The organism is Trichloromonas sp. (assembly GCF_041583255.1).
Classification (GTDB): Bacteria; Desulfobacterota; Desulfuromonadia; order Desulfuromonadales; family Trichloromonadaceae; genus Trichloromonas.
In genome coordinates this window covers 1-20,148 of the sequence record NZ_JBFHGD010000038.1, presented here as the reverse complement: position 1 = coordinate 20,148, position 20,148 = coordinate 1, and the positions used below count along the sequence as shown (strand labels likewise).

At 56.9% G+C, this 20,148-nt stretch carries 20 protein-coding genes and 1 riboswitch; of the genes, 13 read left to right on the top strand and 7 right to left on the bottom strand.

Annotated features, from left to right (window positions below; all coding sequences use genetic code 11):
- The 5 genes from ABYV89_RS05020 to ABYV89_RS05000 all read left to right on the top strand — a co-directional run.
- The coding region (locus tag ABYV89_RS05020) for a TylF/MycF/NovP-related O-methyltransferase (protein WP_432821841.1) at nt 1–441 on the top strand (441 nt) is incomplete at its 5' end.
- A 33-nt stretch (nt 442–474) separates the two neighbouring features.
- The gene (locus ABYV89_RS05015) at nt 475–2,136 is read left to right on the top strand and encodes a hypothetical protein (protein WP_432821840.1); all 1,662 of its coding nucleotides are present in this window, start codon (nt 475–477) and stop codon (nt 2,134–2,136) included.
- 20 nt (nt 2,137–2,156) lie between these two features.
- Nucleotides 2,157–3,659 carry a tetratricopeptide repeat protein gene (locus tag ABYV89_RS05010; protein WP_432821839.1) on the top strand — a complete coding sequence of 501 codons (1,503 nt, stop codon included), beginning with the start codon at nt 2,157–2,159 and terminating at the stop codon, nt 3,657–3,659.
- 54 nt (nt 3,660–3,713) lie between these two features.
- Nucleotides 3,714–5,192 carry a hypothetical protein gene (locus ABYV89_RS05005; protein WP_432821838.1) on the top strand — a complete coding sequence of 493 codons (1,479 nt, stop codon included), beginning with the start codon at nt 3,714–3,716 and terminating at the stop codon, nt 5,190–5,192.
- A gap of 5 nt (nt 5,193–5,197) precedes the next feature.
- Nucleotides 5,198–5,962: a tRNA1(Val) (adenine(37)-N6)-methyltransferase gene (locus tag ABYV89_RS05000; RefSeq protein WP_432821837.1), complete on the top strand. Its 765-nt coding sequence runs from the start codon at nt 5,198–5,200 to the stop codon at nt 5,960–5,962.
- A gap of 11 nt (nt 5,963–5,973) precedes the next feature.
- Here the strand turns inward: ABYV89_RS05000 and ABYV89_RS04995 are convergent, their stop codons facing one another.
- The 4 genes from ABYV89_RS04995 to ABYV89_RS04980 form a co-directional block, all read right to left on the bottom strand.
- The gene (locus ABYV89_RS04995; protein WP_432821836.1) at nt 5,974–6,450 is read right to left on the bottom strand and encodes a DciA family protein; all 477 of its coding nucleotides are present in this window, start codon (nt 6,448–6,450) and stop codon (nt 5,974–5,976) included.
- Nucleotides 6,451–6,470: 20 nt separating this feature from the next.
- Nucleotides 6,471–6,728 (bottom strand): hypothetical protein, encoded by a 258-nt coding sequence (locus ABYV89_RS04990; protein ID WP_432821835.1) that lies wholly within the window; start codon nt 6,726–6,728, stop codon nt 6,471–6,473.
- 102 nt (nt 6,729–6,830) lie between these two features.
- Complete coding sequence (malQ, locus tag ABYV89_RS04985; protein ID WP_432821834.1) at nt 6,831–8,342, bottom strand: 4-alpha-glucanotransferase; 1,512 nt, start codon at nt 8,340–8,342, stop codon at nt 6,831–6,833.
- 74 nt (nt 8,343–8,416) lie between these two features.
- On the bottom strand, nt 8,417–8,719 hold the full coding sequence (locus tag ABYV89_RS04980) for a hypothetical protein (protein WP_432821833.1): 303 nt from the start codon (nt 8,717–8,719) through the stop codon (nt 8,417–8,419).
- A gap of 203 nt (nt 8,720–8,922) precedes the next feature.
- On the opposite strand from ABYV89_RS04980, the gene ABYV89_RS04975 reads away from it, so the two are divergent.
- A complete protein-coding gene (locus tag ABYV89_RS04975; RefSeq protein ID WP_432821832.1) occupies nt 8,923–10,509 on the top strand; it encodes a peptide chain release factor 3 in 1,587 nt (528 codons plus the stop codon).
- Nucleotides 10,510–10,788: 279 nt separating this feature from the next.
- Here the strand turns inward: ABYV89_RS04975 and ABYV89_RS04970 are convergent, their stop codons facing one another.
- Nucleotides 10,789–11,067, bottom strand: coding sequence for a hypothetical protein (locus tag ABYV89_RS04970; RefSeq protein WP_432821831.1), 279 nt, complete (start codon nt 11,065–11,067; stop codon nt 10,789–10,791).
- 246 nt (nt 11,068–11,313) lie between these two features.
- Between ABYV89_RS04970 and asnS the strand changes: the two genes are divergently transcribed.
- From asnS to ABYV89_RS04955, 3 genes are all read left to right on the top strand, one after another.
- Entirely contained in the window at nt 11,314–12,708 is a 1,395-nt protein-coding gene (gene asnS / locus ABYV89_RS04965; protein ID WP_432821830.1) for an asparagine--tRNA ligase, read from the top strand.
- A 279-nt stretch (nt 12,709–12,987) separates the two neighbouring features.
- Nucleotides 12,988–14,064 carry a transglycosylase SLT domain-containing protein gene (locus ABYV89_RS04960; RefSeq protein WP_432821829.1) on the top strand — a complete coding sequence of 359 codons (1,077 nt, stop codon included), beginning with the start codon at nt 12,988–12,990 and terminating at the stop codon, nt 14,062–14,064.
- 245 nt (nt 14,065–14,309) lie between these two features.
- On the top strand, nt 14,310–15,407 hold the full coding sequence (locus tag ABYV89_RS04955; RefSeq protein ID WP_432821828.1) for an amidohydrolase family protein: 1,098 nt from the start codon (nt 14,310–14,312) through the stop codon (nt 15,405–15,407).
- Here the strand turns inward: ABYV89_RS04955 and ABYV89_RS04950 are convergent.
- Nucleotides 15,400–15,672 carry a helix-turn-helix domain-containing protein gene (locus tag ABYV89_RS04950; protein ID WP_432821827.1) on the bottom strand — a complete coding sequence of 91 codons (273 nt, stop codon included), beginning with the start codon at nt 15,670–15,672 and terminating at the stop codon, nt 15,400–15,402. The genes ABYV89_RS04955 and ABYV89_RS04950 overlap by 8 nt on opposite strands.
- Nucleotides 15,636–15,992, bottom strand: a complete 357-nt coding sequence (locus ABYV89_RS04945; RefSeq protein ID WP_432821826.1) for a recombinase family protein — start codon at nt 15,990–15,992, stop codon at nt 15,636–15,638. The genes ABYV89_RS04950 and ABYV89_RS04945 overlap by 37 nt, the downstream gene beginning before the upstream one ends.
- Nucleotides 15,993–16,194: 202 nt before the next feature.
- On the opposite strand from ABYV89_RS04945, the gene ABYV89_RS04940 reads away from it, so the two are divergent.
- The 4 genes from ABYV89_RS04940 to ltrA all read left to right on the top strand — a co-directional run bounded on the left by ABYV89_RS04940 (nt 16,195) and on the right by ltrA (nt 20,077).
- The gene (locus tag ABYV89_RS04940; protein WP_432821825.1) at nt 16,195–16,446 is read left to right on the top strand and encodes a type II toxin-antitoxin system Phd/YefM family antitoxin; all 252 of its coding nucleotides are present in this window, start codon (nt 16,195–16,197) and stop codon (nt 16,444–16,446) included.
- A gap of 3 nt (nt 16,447–16,449) precedes the next feature.
- Nucleotides 16,450–16,731, top strand: coding sequence for a type II toxin-antitoxin system RelE family toxin (locus ABYV89_RS04935; RefSeq protein WP_432821824.1), 282 nt, complete (start codon nt 16,450–16,452; stop codon nt 16,729–16,731).
- Between the two features lie 25 nt (nt 16,732–16,756).
- A complete protein-coding gene (locus ABYV89_RS04930) occupies nt 16,757–17,770 on the top strand; it encodes a YecA family protein (protein ID WP_432821842.1) in 1,014 nt (337 codons plus the stop codon).
- A 306-nt stretch (nt 17,771–18,076) separates the two neighbouring features.
- A riboswitch (cyclic di-GMP riboswitch) is annotated at nt 18,077–18,153 on the top strand.
- Nucleotides 18,154–18,673: 520 nt separating this feature from the next.
- Nucleotides 18,674–20,077, top strand: coding sequence for a group II intron reverse transcriptase/maturase (gene ltrA / locus ABYV89_RS04925; RefSeq protein ID WP_432821823.1), 1,404 nt, complete (start codon nt 18,674–18,676; stop codon nt 20,075–20,077).
- The last annotated feature ends 71 nt before the right edge of the window (nt 20,078–20,148 follow it).

The following is a 20,148-nucleotide window of genomic DNA, read 5'->3' as shown; positions in this document are numbered from 1 at the left end:
GGCAAGCCCCTGCGTCTATTTGACACTTTCTCAGGCATGCCAGAAACGGATACGGTCAAGGATTTTCACAACAAGGGCGATTTCTCCAATACCAATCTTACAGCCGTCAAAAAGGTCGTCGGAGAGAGGTCGTTTGTAAAGTACGAGCCTGGGTTCATTCCTGATACCTTTGCCAGCCATGAATCGGCGCAGATTTGTTTCGCCCACATTGATGTCGATATCTATCAATCGGTCATGGACTGCTGCGACTTTATTTTTCCCCGCCTGGTAGAAGGCGGGTTCATGGTTTTTGATGATTACGGTTTTCCCACCTGCCCCGGTGCACGGCAAGCTGTCGATGAGTATTTTTCTAGCCAGGGCGCTGTTCCCATATGTCTTCCGACTGGCCAGGCCATCGTGTTTAAGCCTCCGGTCCCCGCCAGACTGGACGCGATTTCTTAGATCATGCCGAAATCCGGACGAAATATAAGCCTGATGGAAATGCTCTGTCTTGTTACATTGGCTCTCCTTGCCCTGCGCCCCATCGAGGCCTTCGACACCTTCTGGCAGTTGCAGTCGGGCAAGTACATCTGGCAGACCGGCGCTTTCATCTACACCGACCTGTTCAGTATCGCCAAGGATGTCTTTCGCCTCGAGCACTGCTGGCTCTCCGACCTGATTTTCTATGCGCTCTATTCGCTGGGCGGCTACGGCCTGCTTGGCCTGCTCAAGCCGCTGGTCATCGCCGCCTGCGGCCTGCTGCTGTACCGCTGGAACCGGCTGCGGCCGGTCGAGCCGGCGATCCTGCTGCCGGTTCTGTCCCTGTGCCTGCTGGCGTCCGAGCCGTCCTGGCTGGTGCGACCGCAGTTGTGGACTTTTCTGCTGTCGCTTTTGACCATCCACCTGCTCTTTGTCGGCCGGCAGCGGGGCCTGCGGGCCTGGCTGTGGCTGGTGCCGATAATGCTGGCCTGGGCCAACCTGCATGCCGCCTGCGTCTTCGGCTTCGTGCTGATCGGCCTGTTCTGGCTGGGGGAATTGGTCCGTTATCTGCGCCGGCAGACGACCGCCCTGGCCCTCGTTCAGCTGGCCGGAGTCGGTCTGCTGGTGCTCGGCGCCTCCTTCGTCAATCCCTACGGTTACCGCATTCCCATGGTTCTGCTGGGGAACATCAACCTGCACGCCGTCGACAACCCCGGGCAGCTGTGGAACATGGAATGGTTGCCGCCGACCTTTGAGCAGGTGCCGCTCTTTTACCTGGTTATGTCGGTGTGGGGCTTGCTGGTGCTGCTGCGCCTGCGTCGGCTCGACCCGGTAGAAGGGATCTACTTTCTCGCCTTTCTCTACATGGGGCTGAGCATGATCCGTCATACCACCCTGGTGGCGCTTTTGGCCGGATATTTTCTGCCGCTGGCGGTACAGCAGGGGGTTCCTTACTTTTCCCGGCCGGCCCTTCGTCCTTTGCTTCGAGGGGGTACGCTGCTGGTGCTGGCAGGTATGCTTCTCTATTGGGGGGCTGCTGGGGTTTTAGGTGTTGGGCTCAAAGAGAGCGAGTTTCCTGTAGGTGCGACCGCATTTTTACAGAAGCATAAGTTGCCCGCCAATCTTTATAACTCTTATGATTGGGGGGGCTACCTGATGTGGCAGCTTTATCCTGATTACCTGGTTTTTGTCGATGGGCGAACCGATAGTCTGGAGACCTTCAACGCCTCTTCCGAGATTGACAACCGCTGGCCGAACTGGTCCAAGGCTCTCGATGATTATGACGTCAATACTGTATTGACCCGTACCGATTACTACGACACTGGGGCCCCACTTAACTTAATCGATGGATTAGTAAGCAGTCCGGGGTGGGCGTTAGTCTACAGTGATGATGTTGCCTTGGTCTTTGTTCGACGGCAAGAAAGGTTTCGAGCCTACTGGGAATCTCTGCAGTTGCCCTCGGTACAGGCCTACGAAACCATGTATGACCGGGCAAGACGCGCCCTCGAAGAAGATTCCTCAAGGAGCATGGCGTTGTTGGCCCTTGGACGTTCAAGTATTCGGCTTGGTCGTATTGCTGAATGCTTAGAACATTATCGCCATTATCTGGCTATTGATCCGCAAAACCGTGAGGCGCAGGCGGCGGTATCATTACTGTCTGGAAGGATAAGGCCCTGATTTCGAGCAGCTTTGGTCGGATGCAGACTTCGCTAGAAAAGACATATAAAACAAAGTATTTGCTCCCGGCTATATTACTTATGGTCGGTGCTTTTGTTTTATATGCCAATACCTTTGGTAACGCCTGGACATACGATGATTTTCCGGTTGTGGTTGACAATCCGGATATCCGTTCTCTTGCCGATTTTTTTGTTAACAGCTATCCCGGACGCCCCCTGAGAGAACTGACCTATCTTGTTGATCATGCCTTGTTTGGGCTGAAGCCGGTCGGTTGGCATATTCAGAATATCTTTTGGCATGGCATGAATGCGGCCCTGGTCTTTGTTGTGCTCTGTCGACTCCGAGTTGGGGTTTGGGCTGCGTGGTCGGCTTCTTTACTTTTTCTGGTTCATCCGATTCAAGTTGAGGTGGTTGCGAATATTTCCCACCGTAAGGATAGCTTGGCTGTTTGCTTTGCTCTGGTCGCAATTCTTTGCCATATGGAAGCGTGTACAAGTGTCAGACATCGGTTGGCTTGGGCTTTGGGGGCATTAGGGGCCTGGCTGGCCGCATTGTCGGCTAAACAAAATGTGGTTGTGTTGCCCTTGGTTCTTTTGGCCTACGAATATGCTTTTGTCGCCGGATCTCAGCGAGTCTTATTGAAAAAGCGGTTGCTTGGTATTGTGGCCGCACCCTGTGCCCTGTTCGGGGGGCTTTTCTGGTATTTCAAAAAATCAACTTTTCATGATGCTATAAGTGGGTTATTGCAAAGTAAGGCCAATTATTTTGATGGAGCAACGTTGGAGCTCTATTATCGGATGGTTTTAAAGTCCTGGATGGTTATGCTTGGCAAAGTTGTTTTTCCTGCTGATTTGGCCCTTGAATATACGTATTCAATCCCCGCCAGTTGGTTTGACCCATGGGTGGTTTTCGCTTTTTTAATCCTGGGAGCCTATGGATTCGGTTTGTGGCTATCTGCTAAGCGGTGTCCCATTGTTTTCTTGGGGTTGGTTTGGGCCGGTGCCTTCTTTATTCCCGTGGCCAATCTCTGGCCATTGTCCTATTTGGCGGCAGATCGTTATTTATATGCGCCGATAATTGGTTTCTGTATTTTGTTTGGTCTTTTTCTTCAGCGGGTTGTTGTGCTGACTGCTGTTCGCACCGTGCTCCTTTTTGTTCTTGTTGTGGTTTTGGTTCTTTTGACGTGGCAGCAGAATCAAGTTTGGAAAAATCCCGAGACTCTTTGGACCCAAGCTCATATGGTGAGCCCAGACTCTGCCTTTGCCTTAAATAATTTAGGAAATGTTTTTTTGTTGCAAGGTGATTTGCTCAAGTCTCGTGATTATTATATTAAGGCAATCGCGGTCAACCCAAGAAATGCTACGGCACACTATAATTTGGGGATGATTTTCGAGCGAGTTGGCCTTTCTTCACAAGCTGCGCAGCATTATAGGGAATTCATAAGAATTGATGACGCGAAGTTCAAAGATCAAGCCAATGCATTGCTGATTCGCTTGGAGCATCAGTCGAGGAAGGGTTTTTAGATGGCGAATGGCTATTTGGGTTTGTGGGTTGGTGTTTTAGTAAAACATAGACAGGTGCTTTCTTCTCTCGTCGTTCTGCTATCCGCCGCCTTCGCCCTCTATGCAGGCAGCTTCGGCCATGCCTGGATCCTCGATGACTTCCCGGTGATCGTCAACAACCCGGATGTGCAGTCGCTGTCCGGGTTCCTGGCCGACTCCTATCCGGGCCGACCACTGCGCGAGCTGACCTTTCTGCTCGATCATGCCCTGTTCGGGCTTGAGCCCGCCGGCTGGCATGTGCAGAACATCTTCTGGCACGCGCTCAACGCCTGGCTGCTCTTTGTGCTGGCCGCTCGACTCGGTGCCGGCCGCTTCGTGGCCTGGAGTGCGGCGCTGCTCTTTCTCGTTCACCCGGTGCAGGTCGAGGTGGTGGCCAACATCTCCCATCGCAAGGACAGCCTGGCGCTGGCCTGCATCCTGCTGGCGACCCTGGCCTATCTGCGGACCGTGCGACCCGAAGGGCGGCGTCTGGTCTGGCTGGCTGCGGCCGTGGGGCTTGCCCTGGTGGGCTGGACGGCCAAGGAGAACGTGCTGGTGCTGCCGCTGCTGTGGCTGGGCTACGAGCTTGCCTTCCTTGCGCCGCAGTCGCGTCTGCTGCTGCGCTTTCCGAAGTGGCTTGGCGCCGCTGCGGTCATTGCTTGCGCGGGGTTTTTCGGTTGGTACCTGCTGGCCGGCGGCATGGCGTTCCATCAGTTGGAAATGACCCGGGTGCTGGCCAAGATGACGGTCTACCTCGAGCCGGGGAGCGTCGCCCCCTATTTCCTCATGGTGCTGAAGTCGCTCGCTTTCATGGTCGGCAAGCTGGTGTGGCCGCTGCAGCTGGCCCCCGAGTACGTCTATCCGGCGCCTTCCGGCTGGCTCGATCCCTGGGTGCTGGCGGCCCTGGCGATTCTGGTTGTCTACGGCCTGCTGCTCTGGCGTACCTGGCGGCGCTGGCCGCCGGCCTTCTTCGCCCTGCTCTGGATCGGCCTGTTCTGGCTGCCGACCTCCAATCTCTGGCCGCTGTCGTACTTTGCCGCCGACCGCTACCTGTACACCCCCACCCTGGGGCTGGCGCTGCTGACCGGACTGGTGGTCGAGCGCTGGTGTCCGCGCAGGAACTTCCTGCCGATGCAGGTCATGGCCCTGGGACTGCTCGCCTGCGGCCTGCTCACCTGGCAGCAGAACCGGGTGTGGGCCACGCCGCTTTCGCTCTGGAGCCAGGCGGTGCGGGTCGCGCCCGAGTCGACCAGCGCCCTCAACAACCTCGGCGGCGCCTATCTGCAGCTCGGCCAGCTGGAAAAGTCGCTTGAGTATTTTCATAAGGCGGCACGCAATTTCGACAACCCGATGCCCTGGTACAACCTCGGCCGGGTTTACGAGCAGCTTGGTGACCGCGACAAGGCGATTTTCAACTACCGCAGTTTTCTGGCCTTTGGCGATCCCGGCACGGCCCAGCTGGCCAACCGTTTGCGGTTGCGGCTCTTGCAGCAGTACGGCATTCAGCTCAGGTGAACACCATGAACGACAGCCTGATCGGCCCGGATGAAACCCTGGATGATCTGCGTTCCGGCGGCCTGAAAATCATTCAGAAGAAGGACGGCTACCGCTTTTCCCTCGATCCCGTGCTGCTGTGCGGTTTCGCCAGGGTCGGTGTCGGCGAGTCGGTGGCCGACCTCGGCACCGGTTCGGGAGTGATCCCTCTGCTGCTGGCGCGGCGCACTGAAGCCGCCCGCATCACCGGCGTCGAAATTCAGCCGGAGCTGGCCGATCGGGCCCGGCGCAGCCTGGTGCTTAACGGACTGCAGGAGCGGGTGACGATTGTCGAGGGGGATTTGCGCGAGCTGCGCGGCTGCCTCGAGCCGCAATCCTTTGAGGTGGTGCTGAGCAATCCGCCCTATCGTCGGGGCGGCAGCGGCCGGACGGCGCCGGTGGCCGAGCGGGCCGCCGCCCGCCATGAACTGGCCGGCGGGCTGGACGATTTCCTGGCCGCCGCGGCCTACCTGCTCAAACAGGGGGGGCGCTTTTACATCATCTACCTGGCCGAGCGGCTGGCCGAGCTGCTGGCGGCGATGGCGCGACAGCGGGTCGAACCGAAACGGCTGCGCTGCGTGCATTCACGGCAGGGGGAAGAGGCCCGCATGGTGCTGGTCGAAGGGCGCCGCAACGGCCGTCCCGGGATGCGCGTGGAAACGCCGCTGTATGTGTATGACGGGGAGGATTACACGGCCGAGATAATGGCCATTTACGGGGAGGGGGAGGGGCCTGTAATCAGTAACGAGTGACGAGTCGCCAATCACTGTCCCTTGCTTCTGGCCACCTGCTTTTGCAGGGTCAGGATGCGGCGCAGGCGTTCTTTCAGCTCGGGATCGTCGAGGCTGCCGAGGGCGGTTTCGATTTCGGCCTTGTCGGCGTCGCTGAGGGGCTGGGTGAGCCACACCGGTGGTTTCGGCGGTGGCGGCAGCACCGGGGGGGGCGTGATTTTGCCCTGGCGCAGAAAGAGGTCCTTGAGGATGGCGCCACCGAGCCGTTCATTCAGGCGGACGAGGATTTTCGGCTTCATCAGCTGCAGCGTTTGCATCCAGACCGCCTGGTCGACGCGGATTTCCAATACCCCCTCGCGGATGCGCACCGGCCGCGCCCGGGCCGCGATCTGCGGGCCGACCGTTTCATCCCAGATCTGCCAGGTTCGGTATTCCCGGACCTTGTCTTCGAGGCCCCGCTTCTGCAGCATGTCGCTGATCAGGCTGCCCATAGTGGCGGCCTTTTTCATTTTCGGCCGGCGCTCCCGACTCATGGCTTGCGGCGACGTTTGAGGCTGCCGCCCAGCAGTTGCCCGGCGACGGCGCAGATAATGGTAAAGGGGACGGCCTCCCAGCTGAATTCGTAGCTGATGCGCATGGCCAGGATGAAGGGGATGGAAATGTGGATATAGAGGAACCATCGCAGGGAATACTTGCGGGTCGATTCTCTCAGGTATCCCAGCGGGAGGTTGGCGATGAACGCGAAAAAGAGCAGGTTGGTCAGGTGCAGGGTCTGGGCCGGGTTCAAACGAGGTCCTTTCAAACGGCAATTTGCCTCGACGACCGGCCTGTGAGCCGTCTCGGAGCGGGCGAAAAAAAGAAACAGTGTAGCGTTTAGGGCCAGGACCTGTCAATCGGCGAAGTGCCGTTGCCGGTTGCGCCCGTAGAGGGTGGCCAGTTCAGCCATTCTGCCGGCCGCCTTGTCGTCAAGGGCGCCGGGGTGAAAGCGCCAGCCCCAGTTGCCCGATGGTTTTCCCGGGATATTCATGCGTCCTTCGCCATCGAGGCCGAGGACGTCCTGCAGGGGAAAGACGCTGAGCCTGGCGACACTGGCCATGGCCAGACGGACCAGGTCCATCGGCATGTCCCGGCCGTTGTGGCCGAGGTAGTCTCTGACCCGGCTCTGCTCGGTTTTTTTCAGGGACTGCCACCAGCCGAGACTGGTGTTGTTATCGTGAGTGCCGGTGTAGACCACGCAGTCGCGGGTCAGGTTGTGGGGCAGGTAGGGGTTTTCGGCCGAATCGCCGAAGGCGAACTGCAGGATTTTCATGCCGGGCAGGCCGAAGCTCTCGCGCAGGGCGTCGACCTCGGGGGTGATTAATCCGAGGTCTTCGGCAATCAGCGGCAGGTCGCGGCCGAATTCCTGCTGCAGGCGGTGGAACAGGGCCGCGCCGGGGACCGGCACCCAGTGGCCGTTGATGGCGGTCGGCTCGTCGGCGTCGATGGTCCAGCAGGCTTCGAAGCCGCGGAAATGGTCGATGCGCACCAGGTCGGTCAGCTTCAGGTTGGCGCGGAACCGGGCCAGCCACCAGGAGAAACCGTCCTGGGCCATCCGCTCCCAGCGGTACAGCGGGTTGCCCCAGCGCTGGCCGGTTTCGCTGAAATAGTCGGGCGGCACTCCGGCGACCACGGTCGGTTGCCCTTCTTCGTCGAGATGAAACAGCTGCGGATTAGACCAGGCGTCGGCGGAATCGTAGGCAACGAAAATCGGAATGTCGCCGATGATGCCGATGCCGCGCCGGTTGGCGTAGTCCTTGAGGATTGCCCATTGTCCGAAAAAGATGAACTGGACGTACTTGTGGTAGCGGATCGCCTCGGCCAGTTCGGTTCCGTACCGGTGCAGGGCGCTCTGCTCGCGGCGGCGGATCGGCGCGGGCCAGCGATCCCAGGAGGCGTCTTTGAAGTGCCGGCGCAGGGCCTGGAAGATGGCATAGTCATTGAGCCAGAAGGCCTGCTCAAAGCAGAAGGTGTCGAAGGCCTGCAGGCGCGCGGCGTCGGTTTCGTTCCAGAAGCGGCGGCTGGCCTTGTGCAGCAGGCGCTCCTTGAGGCCCTGGGCGAAGCCGTAGTGGGCTTCGCCTTCGGCCATCGATATCCCCTCGATGTCGACAGGGTCGAGGTCGCCGGCCTCGACCAGCCGTTCAAGGCAGATCAGCAGGGGGTTGCCGGCGAAGGCCGAATAGGCGCTGTAGGGGGAATTGCCGTAGCCGGTGGGCCCCAGGGGCAGGATCTGCCACCAGGATTGTCCGGCGGCGGCCAGGAAATCGACGAAGGCATAGGCTTCGGCGCCCAGGGCCCCGATGCCGAAGCGGCCGGGCAGGGAAGTCGGGTGCAGGAGAATGCCGCTTGAACGCGGGATGGCCATGATGGTTCCTCCGTCTGCTGAGTATGGTCTCTTTTATACCACGATCCGGACCGAAGGACATCAGGTTGTTCAGTCTATTTTGCTTTGGAAAGACTGAGTTTGCAGTGGACGCAGCGGCCGCCCCAGGAGGTGGAAATCCCTTTCATGTGAAAACGGTCGCCGCAGCGCGGGCAGCGGGCGAAGCTGACCAGGATTCCTCCTGCCGATGCCATCAGCAGCCAGAGGATGCCGACCACCAGGGCCAACCCGTCGCCGCCGGTTTTCAGGGCAAACCAGATGGCCGGGATGTAGCTGATGAAGACCGACCAGAGGAATCTTCTGCGGGTGCGGATTCCGGCAAGACGTGCCGGCAGCTCCTGTGAGACCGTTTCATCCATGGCGACCCTCCCGTGATGGCATCTGCATATCGGAAGTGTAGCGCCGGACCCTTGTCTTGGTCAATGCTAATCTGGCGTCGCGAACGGTTCTGCGTAATTGACGGGAAGCTGTTTCTTGTTGTATTATCACTCTTTGTACGGGCTGCCTGATCGGCCCGCTTTTTTGTGCCCAGCGCCCCAACGGATAGAAGACGGAGTTTGTTTTGCAGAAACACAATCAGAAAGAAGTCGATCGTCGCCGCACCTTCGGCATCATCAGCCACCCCGATGCCGGTAAAACCACCCTCACCGAGAAACTGCTGCTGTTCGGCGGCGCCATCCAGATGGCCGGTGCGGTCAAGGCCCGCAAGGCTTCCCGCCATGCCACCAGCGACTGGATGGCGATGGAGCAGGAGCGCGGCATCTCGGTCACCTCTTCGGTGATGAAGTTCAACTACCGCGATTACGAGGTCAACCTCCTCGACACCCCCGGCCACCAGGACTTTTCCGAAGACACCTACCGGGTGCTCACTGCCGTCGACTCGGCGCTGATGGTCATCGACAGTGCCAAGGGGGTTGAGACCCAGACCCGCAAGCTGATGGAGGTCTGCCGCATGCGCAACACCCCCATCATCACCTTCATCAACAAGCTCGACCGCGAAGGGCGCGAACCGCTCGACATCCTTTCCGATATCGAGGAGACCCTGCAGATCGAATGCGCGCCCCTGTCCTGGCCGATCGGCATGGGCAAGCGCTTCAAGGGGACCTATAACCTCTACCGCAAGGAACTCTTCCTGTTCAATCCCGGCCAGGAAACCCGCAAGAACGACGGCATCCGGATCAAGGATCTGAACGATCCGCGGCTCGACGAACTGCTCGGCAGCCAGGCCGAGGAACTGCGCCAGGATATCGAACTGCTCGAAGGCGCCGCCAATCCCTTCGAACTCGAAGAGTATCTCAAGGGGAACCAGACGCCGGTCTTTTTCGGCAGCGCCGTCAACAACTTCGGTGTGCAGGAGATGCTCGACGCCTTTGTCGAACTGGCCCCCGGGCCGAGCGCCCGCGAGGCGGCCAGCCGCGAGGTCTCACCCTATGAAGAGACTTTTTCCGGCTTCGTCTTCAAGATCCAGGCGAACATGGACCCGATGCACCGCGACCGCATCGCCTTCATGCGCATCTGCTCCGGCAAGTTCACCCGGGGCATGAAGCTGCGCCACCACCGCATCGGCAAGGATATCAACGTCTCCAATGCCACCATCTTCATGGCCCAGGACCGCACCAACGTCGAGGAGGCGTACCCCGGCGACATCATCGGCGTGCATAACCACGGTACCATCAAGATCGGCGACACCTTTACCGACAAGGAACCGCTCAAGTTCACCGGGATCCCCAACTTCGCCCCCGAGCATTTCCGCCGGGTGCGGCTGAAAAATCCGCTCAAGGTCAAGCAGCTGGAAAAGGGGCTGGTCCAGTTGGCCGAAGAGGGCGCGGTGCAGCTCTTTCGGCCGCTGATCAACTCGGATTACATTCTCGGCGCCGTCGGTGTGCTGCAGTTCGACGTCATCATCTCGCGCCTGAAAACCGAGTACAGTGTCGATGCCCTTTACGAAGGGATCGACTACGCTACCGCCCGCTGGATCGAGTGCGGCGACAAGAAGAAGCTGGCCGATTTCGAGAAGAAAAATCAGGGCAACCTCGCGCTGGATGCCGAGGGCAACCTGACCTACCTGGCTTCCAGCGAATGGCGCCTGGGGCATACCGCCGAACAGTGGCCCGAGGTGCAGTTTCACAAGACACGCGAACACAATTAGGAGGGGACTGGTTTGCAATCAGTTTCCCCTGCGATGAAAGGGCGCCCCAGCAAACGGGGCGCCTTTTTTCGTGGTGACTCGAGTTCGTCGACAACGATCTCACGTCGGACCTTGACGTGCAGGCAGGTGGTTTAGCGACTCTCCACGTTGGCCTTGCCCACGACTTCCCTGGTATGAGGGATACAATAGACCCGGTTTTTTTTCGGCTTCTGTTCAGGGTGAGGTTTGGGGCGCGCAGATCGATCGCACAGAAGGTCTGGTGATGTTTGCCTCCTGTTATTATACAGAGTTCAGCAGGTTCTGGGGGGGGGAGTATACCGCCACAATGTTCCGCCATGGCAATACGCGCCACCACCAGCGTTTCTTCCCTCGACCAACGAAACTGAAGGGGCGCATGTTCGAGTAACTCCAGACGACAGCCGAATCAACGCACCAGCCTCGGCAGGTTATTTTTAGCCGACCTTTTTCAACGTTGTTTGCAAGTACATAGAAAAGAACGTCGTCGGTTTCGTACATCATGTAAAAATGATCACCAGGTTGTAATTCGTTAACTTCCATGGGGCCTCCATCAATGGAACCTCGGCATAGCAATCAGCCTGAAAACGCCAGGCTGGATTTTCCCTCGTTGTTGCCCGGCAGCCAACCTGAGGTGATGACAGTTGGTCTCTATGGGCATCTTTATTGTAACTGCTTAATGACATTTGGCGAGTCGAGGGGTGAAAAGAGCTGGAGGCTGTTGCGTTTGTGGCGTTGATTCGCCATAATTGGAGCCGGGATTGTAGCCTGACTAAAGGAGTATCATTTATGACGACCGGACTGCCGAGAACTCGCATCAAGGACGCCCTGGCGTCAAGTTGCGAGTATATTCACCTTTGCGTCAAAGGCTGGGTGCGCACCGTGCGGCGCGGCAAAGAGGTCGCCTTTATCGCCCTTAACGACGGGTCCTGTTTCGCCTCGATCCAGATCGTGCTGGAATCGGCGATGGATGGCTTCGATGTCGCCTCCCGGCTCGGAACCGGCGCCTGCATCGAGGTCGAGGGGGCCCTGGTACCGTCGCCGGCATCAGGGCAGCGCTGGGAGATCAAGGCCCAGCAGGTGCGAATCCTCGGCGATGCCGACGAGGACTACCCGCTGCAGAAGAAGCGCCACACCCTCGAATACCTGCGCAGCATCGCCCACCTGCGGCCGCGCTCCAACACCTTCGGCGCGGTCTTTCGCATGCGCAGCGCCCTCTCGTTCGCTGTTCACCGGTTTTTCCAGGAGCGCGGCTTTCTTTACGTACATACGCCGATTATCACCGCCAATGACTGCGAAGGGGCCGGTGAAATGTTTCGGGTGACCACCCTCGATCCGGTCAAGCCGCCGCTGGCAGGGGGCCGGGTCGACTGGTCGCAGGACTTTTTCGGCGAGAAGGCCGGTCTGACCGTCAGCGGCCAGCTGCAGGGGGAGCTGTTCGCCACCGCTTTTGCCGACATTTATACCTTCGGCCCCACCTTTCGCGCCGAAAATTCCCATACCAGCCGCCACGCCGCCGAATTCTGGATGATCGAGCCGGAAATGGCCTTCACCGACCTGGCCGGCGACTGCGCCCTGGCCGAGGATTTTCTCCGCTACCTCGTCACCTACGCCCTGGAACACTGCGGCGAGGACCTGGCCTTTTTCGACGAACGGGTGGAAAAGGGGCTGCTGGCCAAGCTCGAAGCCTTGGCCAAGGCCCGCTTCGAGCGCATGAGCTACACCGAGGCGGTCGAGCGGCTGCAGCAGTCCGGGCAGGGTTTCGAATTCCCGGTGCAGTGGGGCTGCGATCTGCAGTCGGAGCACGAGCGCTACCTGACCGAGCAGGTGGTCGGCGGCCCGGTCTTCGTCACCGACTACCCTGCGGCCATCAAGGCCTTCTACATGCGCCTCAACGACGACGGCAGGACGGTGGCGGCCATGGACCTGCTGGTGCCCCGGGTGGGCGAGATCATCGGCGGCAGCCAGCGCGAGGATCGTCTCGACGTGCTGCTGCAGCGCATGGCCGCCTTCCATATCGACCCGGAGAGCCTCCCCTGGTACCTCGATATCCGCCGCTGGGGAAGCTGCCCCCACGCCGGCTTCGGCCTCGGCTTCGAGCGCTTCCTGATGTACGTCACCGGCATGGAGAATATCCGCGACGTCATTCCCTTTCCCCGCACGCCGGGGCACGCCAAGTTCTGACATTTTTGTTTTGCAGACAATAACGTATTGAAAGGCATGCAATCACGCACTAAATCCTCCTCTCCCGCAAAGGGTTAGGGGGATTTTTCTTGCAGGAATATCTTTTTTGAACCGATCCTATGCATGCTCGCCGATGGTTTGGATGAGCTATGAGTGAGGAAAACCCAGCTTTTGACCTATGCCCCCGACTGGGTATACTTGGCATGGCCTAATGTTGTTTCTGGACTGCTGTTATTGAGGAGAATCATGATCCTTCGCTTATGTGTCAGGGTGTGGCTAGTGACCACCCTATTTTTTAGCGGGCCCGCGCTTGCTTCAGACAAGGCAGGCACGATTCCAACATTGCTGGAAAGCCTCCGTCTGGAGCAGAAACTGTTTTTTTGCGGTGAGGCTGTCCCGCTGGACGATCCCGAGGTGCGAGAAAGCATGGAAAAGGAACTCATGCTTTCGCTCTGGGACCGGGATCAGGCTGTTTTATGGCTGAAGCGATCCACCCGCTATTTGCCTGTTATCGAAGCATTACTGTCTGAGGCCGGGCTGCCCGATGATTTGAAATATATCGCACTGGCTGAAAGCGCCTTGAGGCCGCATGTCGGCTCGCCCAAGGGCGCTATCGGATTCTGGCAATTTTTACCGGAGACAGGCCGCCGGTATGGCTTGACCATCAATGAATCTATTGACCAGCGAAGAAACCTGACCGCTTCGACCAGGGCGGCAATGGCTTATTTCGCCAAGCTATACGAAAAGTTTGGTTCCTGGAGTCTGGCGGCGGCAGCATACAACATGGGGGAGGAAGGTCTGCAGGCGGAAATCCTGGTTCAGGATGTCAGCAACTTCTACCGGCTCTACTTGCCGCAGGAAACTCAGCGTTACTTGTTTCGGGTTCTTTCGGCCAAACTGATTTTGACGCAACCGGAGCGTTACGGCTTCCACCTTCAGGAGGGGGACTATTATCCTCCCACCCGCTTTGCCACCGTCGAATTGATCTGTCCTGGGGAGACAAGCCTGACGGTGGTGGCGAAGGCAGCGCAGACTGATTTCAAACGGATCAAAGAATTGAACCCGGAACTGCGCGGGCACTATCTGGCGGCAGGAACTCATACGCTGGCTGTCCCCGAAAACACGCCCCTAGGGTTTCAGGAACGTTTTAACAAAATCCATCAGGAATGGAGTCAGCAGAGACAAAAGCGGATCTACATCGTTCAATCCGGCGACAACTTGTCGACTATTGCTGAGAAATTTGGCGTTCCCTTGGCCGCGGTCCTGATATGGAATCGCATCGATATCAATCGCACGCTTCATCCCGGGGATCGCCTGGTCATCTATCCGGTTGAAAGTCGCACTGTCAGGCCCTGATCACGGCCGTGAGACAAGGTCTCAAGGCGCTGGTCCCGTGGGGTTTCGATATGCTGCCTGACCATGTCGAGAGGAGGGGGCAACAGTCCGCCTTCTTGTAGTGTTTCTAGGCCTTCGGGTGTTTCTTTCTCAGCAGGATCTGTAAAAATGCCCTATTTCTAGCCCGAATGACCCACAATTCCCAACCAACGAACACCCAAAAGCAAGGTAAAATTAATTCGCAAGCCCTCTTTAGGGAGTGAATCATGATCTATATCCAGGCCCTGTTATTGACCCTGGTCCTGTCCCTAGCAGCCTGTGCGGAACCTAAATTCGATGAGGCCCGGATAATCCAACCGACCCGATCCCAGTCCCCGGTTATCGACATGCACGCCCACATCGCAGGTATCGGGGCGGGGGGCAGCAACTGCTACGTCTCGCCGGATCTACGCAACAACTGGCGTTATGACATCTATCTCAAGGCCTTCGGCCTGACCCAGAAAGACCTGGAAGAGCATGGGGACCAACTTGCCTTTGAGAAGGCCTCGCAAAGACTGGCGGTCTCCCAGCAGGTTGACGGAGCGGTGATCCTGGCCCTGGACGGGGTGGTAAACCAGGCTGGCGAACTCGATCTGGAGCGCACCGAGGTGTACATCCCCAACGATTTTGTCTCCCGCGAAACAGCCAAATACGACAACCTCTTTTTCGGGGCCAGCATCAACCCATACCGCAAGGATGCCCTTCAGCGCCTGGAGCAGGTCAAAGCCGATGGAGCGGTACTCATCAAGTGGCTGCCCGCTATCCAGCAGATCGACCCTTCTGATCTTCGACTGACACCTTTCTACAGCAAGTTGATCGAGTTGGAACTGCCCCTGCTGGTCCACACCGGCGCCGAACGCTCTTTCTCCCGCGCCAATGATGACCTGGGCGACCCGATGCTGCTGCGACTGCCCCTCGAACTTGGGGTGACGGTTATCGCCGCTCATGTGGCCACAACCGGTAAAACCGACAGCGAAAGCAATTTTGAACGCCTAGTCGGACTGTTTCCCGAATACCCCAACCTCTATGCGGATATCTCCAGCCTGACCCAGCTCAACAAGCTCTGGTACCTGCCCAAGGTTCTTGATCATCCTGAGATTCACGATCGGCTCCTCTACGGCACCGACTTCCCTCTGGGCGAAACCAGCCTGTTTGGCGTGCGCCTCGTTTCGCCCTGGTACTTTCCCTTCCGCCTGGGCTGGGCCCGCTTGCGGCATATTGCCAGGATCGAAAACCCTTGGGACCGTGATCTGGAGTTGAAAAAGGCTCTCGGCTTCGGGCCGGAAATCTTCACCCGTCCGGCAAAACTATTGAAAATCAAGTAGTCAGCCACCGCTCTGTGAGCGGCGAGCCGGACCTGGCGCGATGCATTGACGTCCGCTTGGAACAGCTTCGAGAACGAGATCGGCGGCTCACCACATACAATCGATACACCGATGAACGACTGATTCCGTAATGCTCGGCAATCTCCGTTTTGCTACATCCGGGTGCTTCGAAATCCCTTAGCAATTCCGCAAGCTCCTGCTTTGAAAGTATCGGCTTGGCGCCAAATTTCACACCACGAGCGATGTCCTTGATTCGCCCTTCCATGGCTCCCTGATCAGTTCCCGCTCGAACTCTCCGATCGCTGCAAGAATATTGAATTGCAGTCGACCATACATGGTTGTGGTATCAATCCACTGATCCAAAACCACCAAATCGACTTTCTTGGCTTCGAGTTTTAGAACAATTCCCGCCAGGTCGACTACCGATCTGGCCAAGCGGTCAAGTTTGGTTACGACGAAAATATCCTCATCCCTGACGAAATCTAAGGCTTTTTGCAGTTCCGGACGGTTCTTTGCTGAAGCGGCCGATGCTTTCTCATGATAGCTGCGTTCGCAATCGGCCAATCGATCCAGTTGCAGTTCCAACTTCTGTCCTGATGAACTTACCCGTGCGTACCCAACTCTCATTCCCATGGTTACCTCCGCTTCAAAAAGGTTTATGATGATCCTTCTGATCCTGGGGCGTGGTGAGGGGTATTATGAATCTACGTGAGCCTTACCCTGATTTTGAGATTGACCCGGGACTGTACCGATTGTACAATTCGTACAGTAGAAGGGAAGGTGCTATATGACTCGAATTGGCGTATCGGATGCGCGGGAAAATTTGGGCGAGGTCGTTGACAGGGCTCGCTATACACATGAACGTGTTGTTCTCACCAAGCGCGGGAAGGAGGTCGGTGCCATAATTTCAATCGACGACCTCAGACTTTTAGAGATGCTTGAAGATCAGTTGGATATCAAAATGGCTCGGGAGGCCATCGCAGAATCTCGCGGCGAACGGATTCCCTATGAAGAAGTTCGAAAAAAATTAGGATTATAATCCGTGGTCTATCGTATTGAATTGACCCCGGCGGCAGATAAGGCACTTGCCAAGGTTGCCAAGAGCAATCGAAACCTGCTGAAAAGACTTGATCAGGCTTTGCTGTCACTGGCTGAGAATCCGGTTCCTGTGGGAAGTAAACAACTTGCTGGGGAAGATCCTCCCATATATAGGGTTCGAGTCGGTGATTATAGGATTCTCTATCAGATTGAGGATGATGTTCTTGTGGTGCTGGTTGTCCATGTCGGGCACCGCAAAGAGGTGTATCGATTCCTGAAAAGGTAATATCACTATCGGAAATTTCGTGACCATGACAGAGCCTGGCAGGAATGCTCCTTGCCCTTGTGGCAGCGGGCTGAAATACAAAAAATGCTGCATGGACCGGGATCAGCAGAAAGACACTCCCAAATCCAGGTCAGCGGAGGTTCTTTCTGAAATCCAGCAGTTGCTTAAGGGAGCAGAGTTCGCGTCTCTGGACGACGTGAACTCTGTTATTTCCAGCCACATGAACAGACGGAACCAGGCGCCATTGGAAGATTTCTCTGGTCTGTCGCCGAGCCAAATGAACCGGCTTCTCAACTTTTCTTTTGATTCTCCAACCATAGCAACTTTTTCCGAAATACTTGACGTTGATCCCGAAGCCCCAGTCATCTCCTTATTCAAATTGCTGGTGAACGCAATCGGAGATCAAGGGCTGAAACCAACGGCAACCGGCAACCTGCCACGAAATTTTTGTCGTGAGGCGGCCCTGAGTTATTGGGGAGATGAGGTCTATAAGACCAAAACAAAGTACGGAAATATTAACATGGAGGATGATTTTACCGATCTTCACGTCACGCGGTTAGTTGCTGAACTGGCGGGGTTAATTCGAAAATATCGCGGCAAATTCATTCTCAGTCGAGACTGCCGCCGGTTATTGTCGGAACAGGGCATGGCGGGTATTTATCCTCGTTTATTTCGCGCTTACGTCAAAGAATTTAATTGGGGCTATCGAGACCGTTATCCTGAGTTCGAATTTTTTCAACAATCTTTTCTTTTCACTCTCTATTTGTTGGCAAAAAAGGGCGAAGACTGGAAATTCCACACCTTTTACGAGGATTGTTTTCTGCGGGCCTTTCCCGATCTCCTGAATGAGGTATCATCCGGCTCATATTTTTCTCAAGAAGAAATCATTCGCTCCTGCTACACATTGCGCACAATGGAAAACTTTGTCGGATTTTTCGGTCTTGGCAGCGTGGAAAAAACGACCGAAGAACGCTACGTTTACAATTTTAGAGTTAGACAACTGCCACTCCTGAAATCTGTTGTAACTTTCCGGGTCTGAAAAGTCGCTCCGCAAAAACAAATGCCTTGACCGGTTGGACGAGGCATTTTCTTGTGACCCAGGGTTTGCAGGAATACCCCATCTAAGAATCAGAAATCACCCCTTTTGCAATGTGTAGTGATTTATTGGAGAGGGGGCTTTTAGTATTGGGTCGACCGATGACCCCAGTTCTGCCCAAGGCAGAAACGGGGGTTTTACGTATTCAAAATACACAAATACCCTACAGGGTAAGCTCTTCCATTCTTTGGGCTATTCATATTAAGATGGAATCATGTTTTGTTCATAAATAGATAAAGAGGTTTCAAGTTTCCGAAAGGGCAAAGCCGGAGCAATCCGGTGACGCAAAGCCATGAACCCATGCAATGGGTAGTCGGGCTACCGAAGAATCTTGGTCCCAAAGTCGTTTATTTGGATGCCTGTCTTCGGTTGAGGACAGGCATTTATTATTTGTGCGCCAGGCATGGCGCGTGGCGCGAAAGCGCCATCTGGTTGGATGTGGTGTCCAACTGGAGGCTTGGAGGTGAAAGTCCTCTACGGACCCTGATGACGGGAACCGTTAGCCGGACGGCAAGGGTGTCCATCGCGAGGTGGAATCTGAAGAAAGCCGCAGGCAAAATCCCGGCCCGACGAACAGGAATCGCATACGAGGCAGTCCCATCTGGGCGAGGAGGCAAATATCTTCAAAGCCCGATAGTCATCCGGGAAGCTGGGGCTGTATATGCGGCGGGTATATGGGAGGAAGGTCACGCGCATTACCCTGGGAGGTCTGCCAGTCTGCCTCGTGCTACCGGCGTCGCAAGGCGTCGGGATGGATTGGTAGAAGTCAGCCGAGGTCATAGTAGCTGGAGTAACCGCCCAGTGAAGGACCGAACACGAGGCGTCGGACAGGAGCCTTGAATTTCGATGACGCATGTAGACGCAGAAGCTGGGGCTGAGATGCCCCAGGCCATAGCTGAGGGTAGCGACCGGAAGTCGCGAGAGTACGCCATTGGTGCGTCAAACGTCACGGCAACGAAAGAATCGTCCTGGACGAAAGCGCAAACGCGGTTGATGGAGGATGTTGTCAGCCGCAACAACATGATGGCGGCCTATCATCGGGTGAGGTCCAACAAGGGCGCTCCCGGTATCGATGGGATGACGGTGGGTGAGCTGAAAGCTCATCTGGTGGAATGCTGGCCGCGTATCAGAGAAGAACTGCTGGAGGGTCTGTATATTCCCCAGCCGGTGCGTAAGGTGGAAATCCCCAAGCCCGGTGGCGGGGTGCGTATGCTCGGCATCCCCACGGTAATGGACCGGCTCATCCAGCAGGCACTGCATCAAGTGCTGATGCCGTTGTTCGATCCGGATTTCTCCGATCACTCTTACGGGTTTCGGCCTGGACGGAGTGCCCACCAAGCCATTCAGGCTGCTCGCAGGCATGTCGCCAGCGGACGGCGCTGGGCGGTGGACGTGGATCTGGAGAAATTCTTTGACCGGGTAAATCACGACATCCTGATGTCGCGAATCGCCCGCAAGGTCAAGGACCGGCAGGTGTTGCGACTTATTCGCCGCTACCTGCAGGCCGGGATGCTCGAAGGCGGGATTGTTTCGCAGCGAGCAGAAGGGACGCCTCAAGGCGGTCCGCTTTCTCCATTGCTGTCAAATATTCTGCTTGATGAGCTGGACAAGGAACTGGAAAAACGAGGTCATGCCTTCTGCCGGTTTGCTGACGATTGCAACGTCTATGTGCAAAGTCGGCGAGCCGCCGAGCGAGTGATGGCCTCGATGACCCAGTTTTTCGAAGGGCGGCTTAAGCTCAAGGTCAACGTCGCCAAAAGCACTGTTGATCGTCCCTGGAACCGAACCTTTTTGGGCTACAGCCTGACGTGGCACAAGAATCCGCGCATCAAAATCGCGGCTTCTTCGGTAGAACGTCTCAAAGCTGGATTGCGCCAGATCTTTCGGCGAGGCAGGGGGAGAAACCTGGGTCAGGTCATCGAGGAGAGCAAACCGAAGCTTCGCGGATGGATCGCCTATTTCCGCCTGGCGGAGGTCAAGGGGATCTTCGAGGATCTGGATGGTTGGATCAGACGCAAACTACGCTGTATTCTATGGCGCCAGTGGAAACGATCCCTCACCCGAGCCAGGAAACTGATGCAGAGGGGATTACCGGAAAAGGTGGCCTGGAAATCGGCCACAAACGGGCGAGGCCCCTGGTGGAACTCAGGAGCCTCGCACATGAACAATGCATTCCGGAAATCTTACTTCGACAAAGCGGGGCTGGTGTCGTTAAGTGACCAACTCCGGCGCTTTCAGAACGCCACGTGAACCGCCGTGTACGGAACCGTACGCACGGTGGTGTGGGAGGACGGCGGGGGCAACCCCGCCTCCTACCCAAT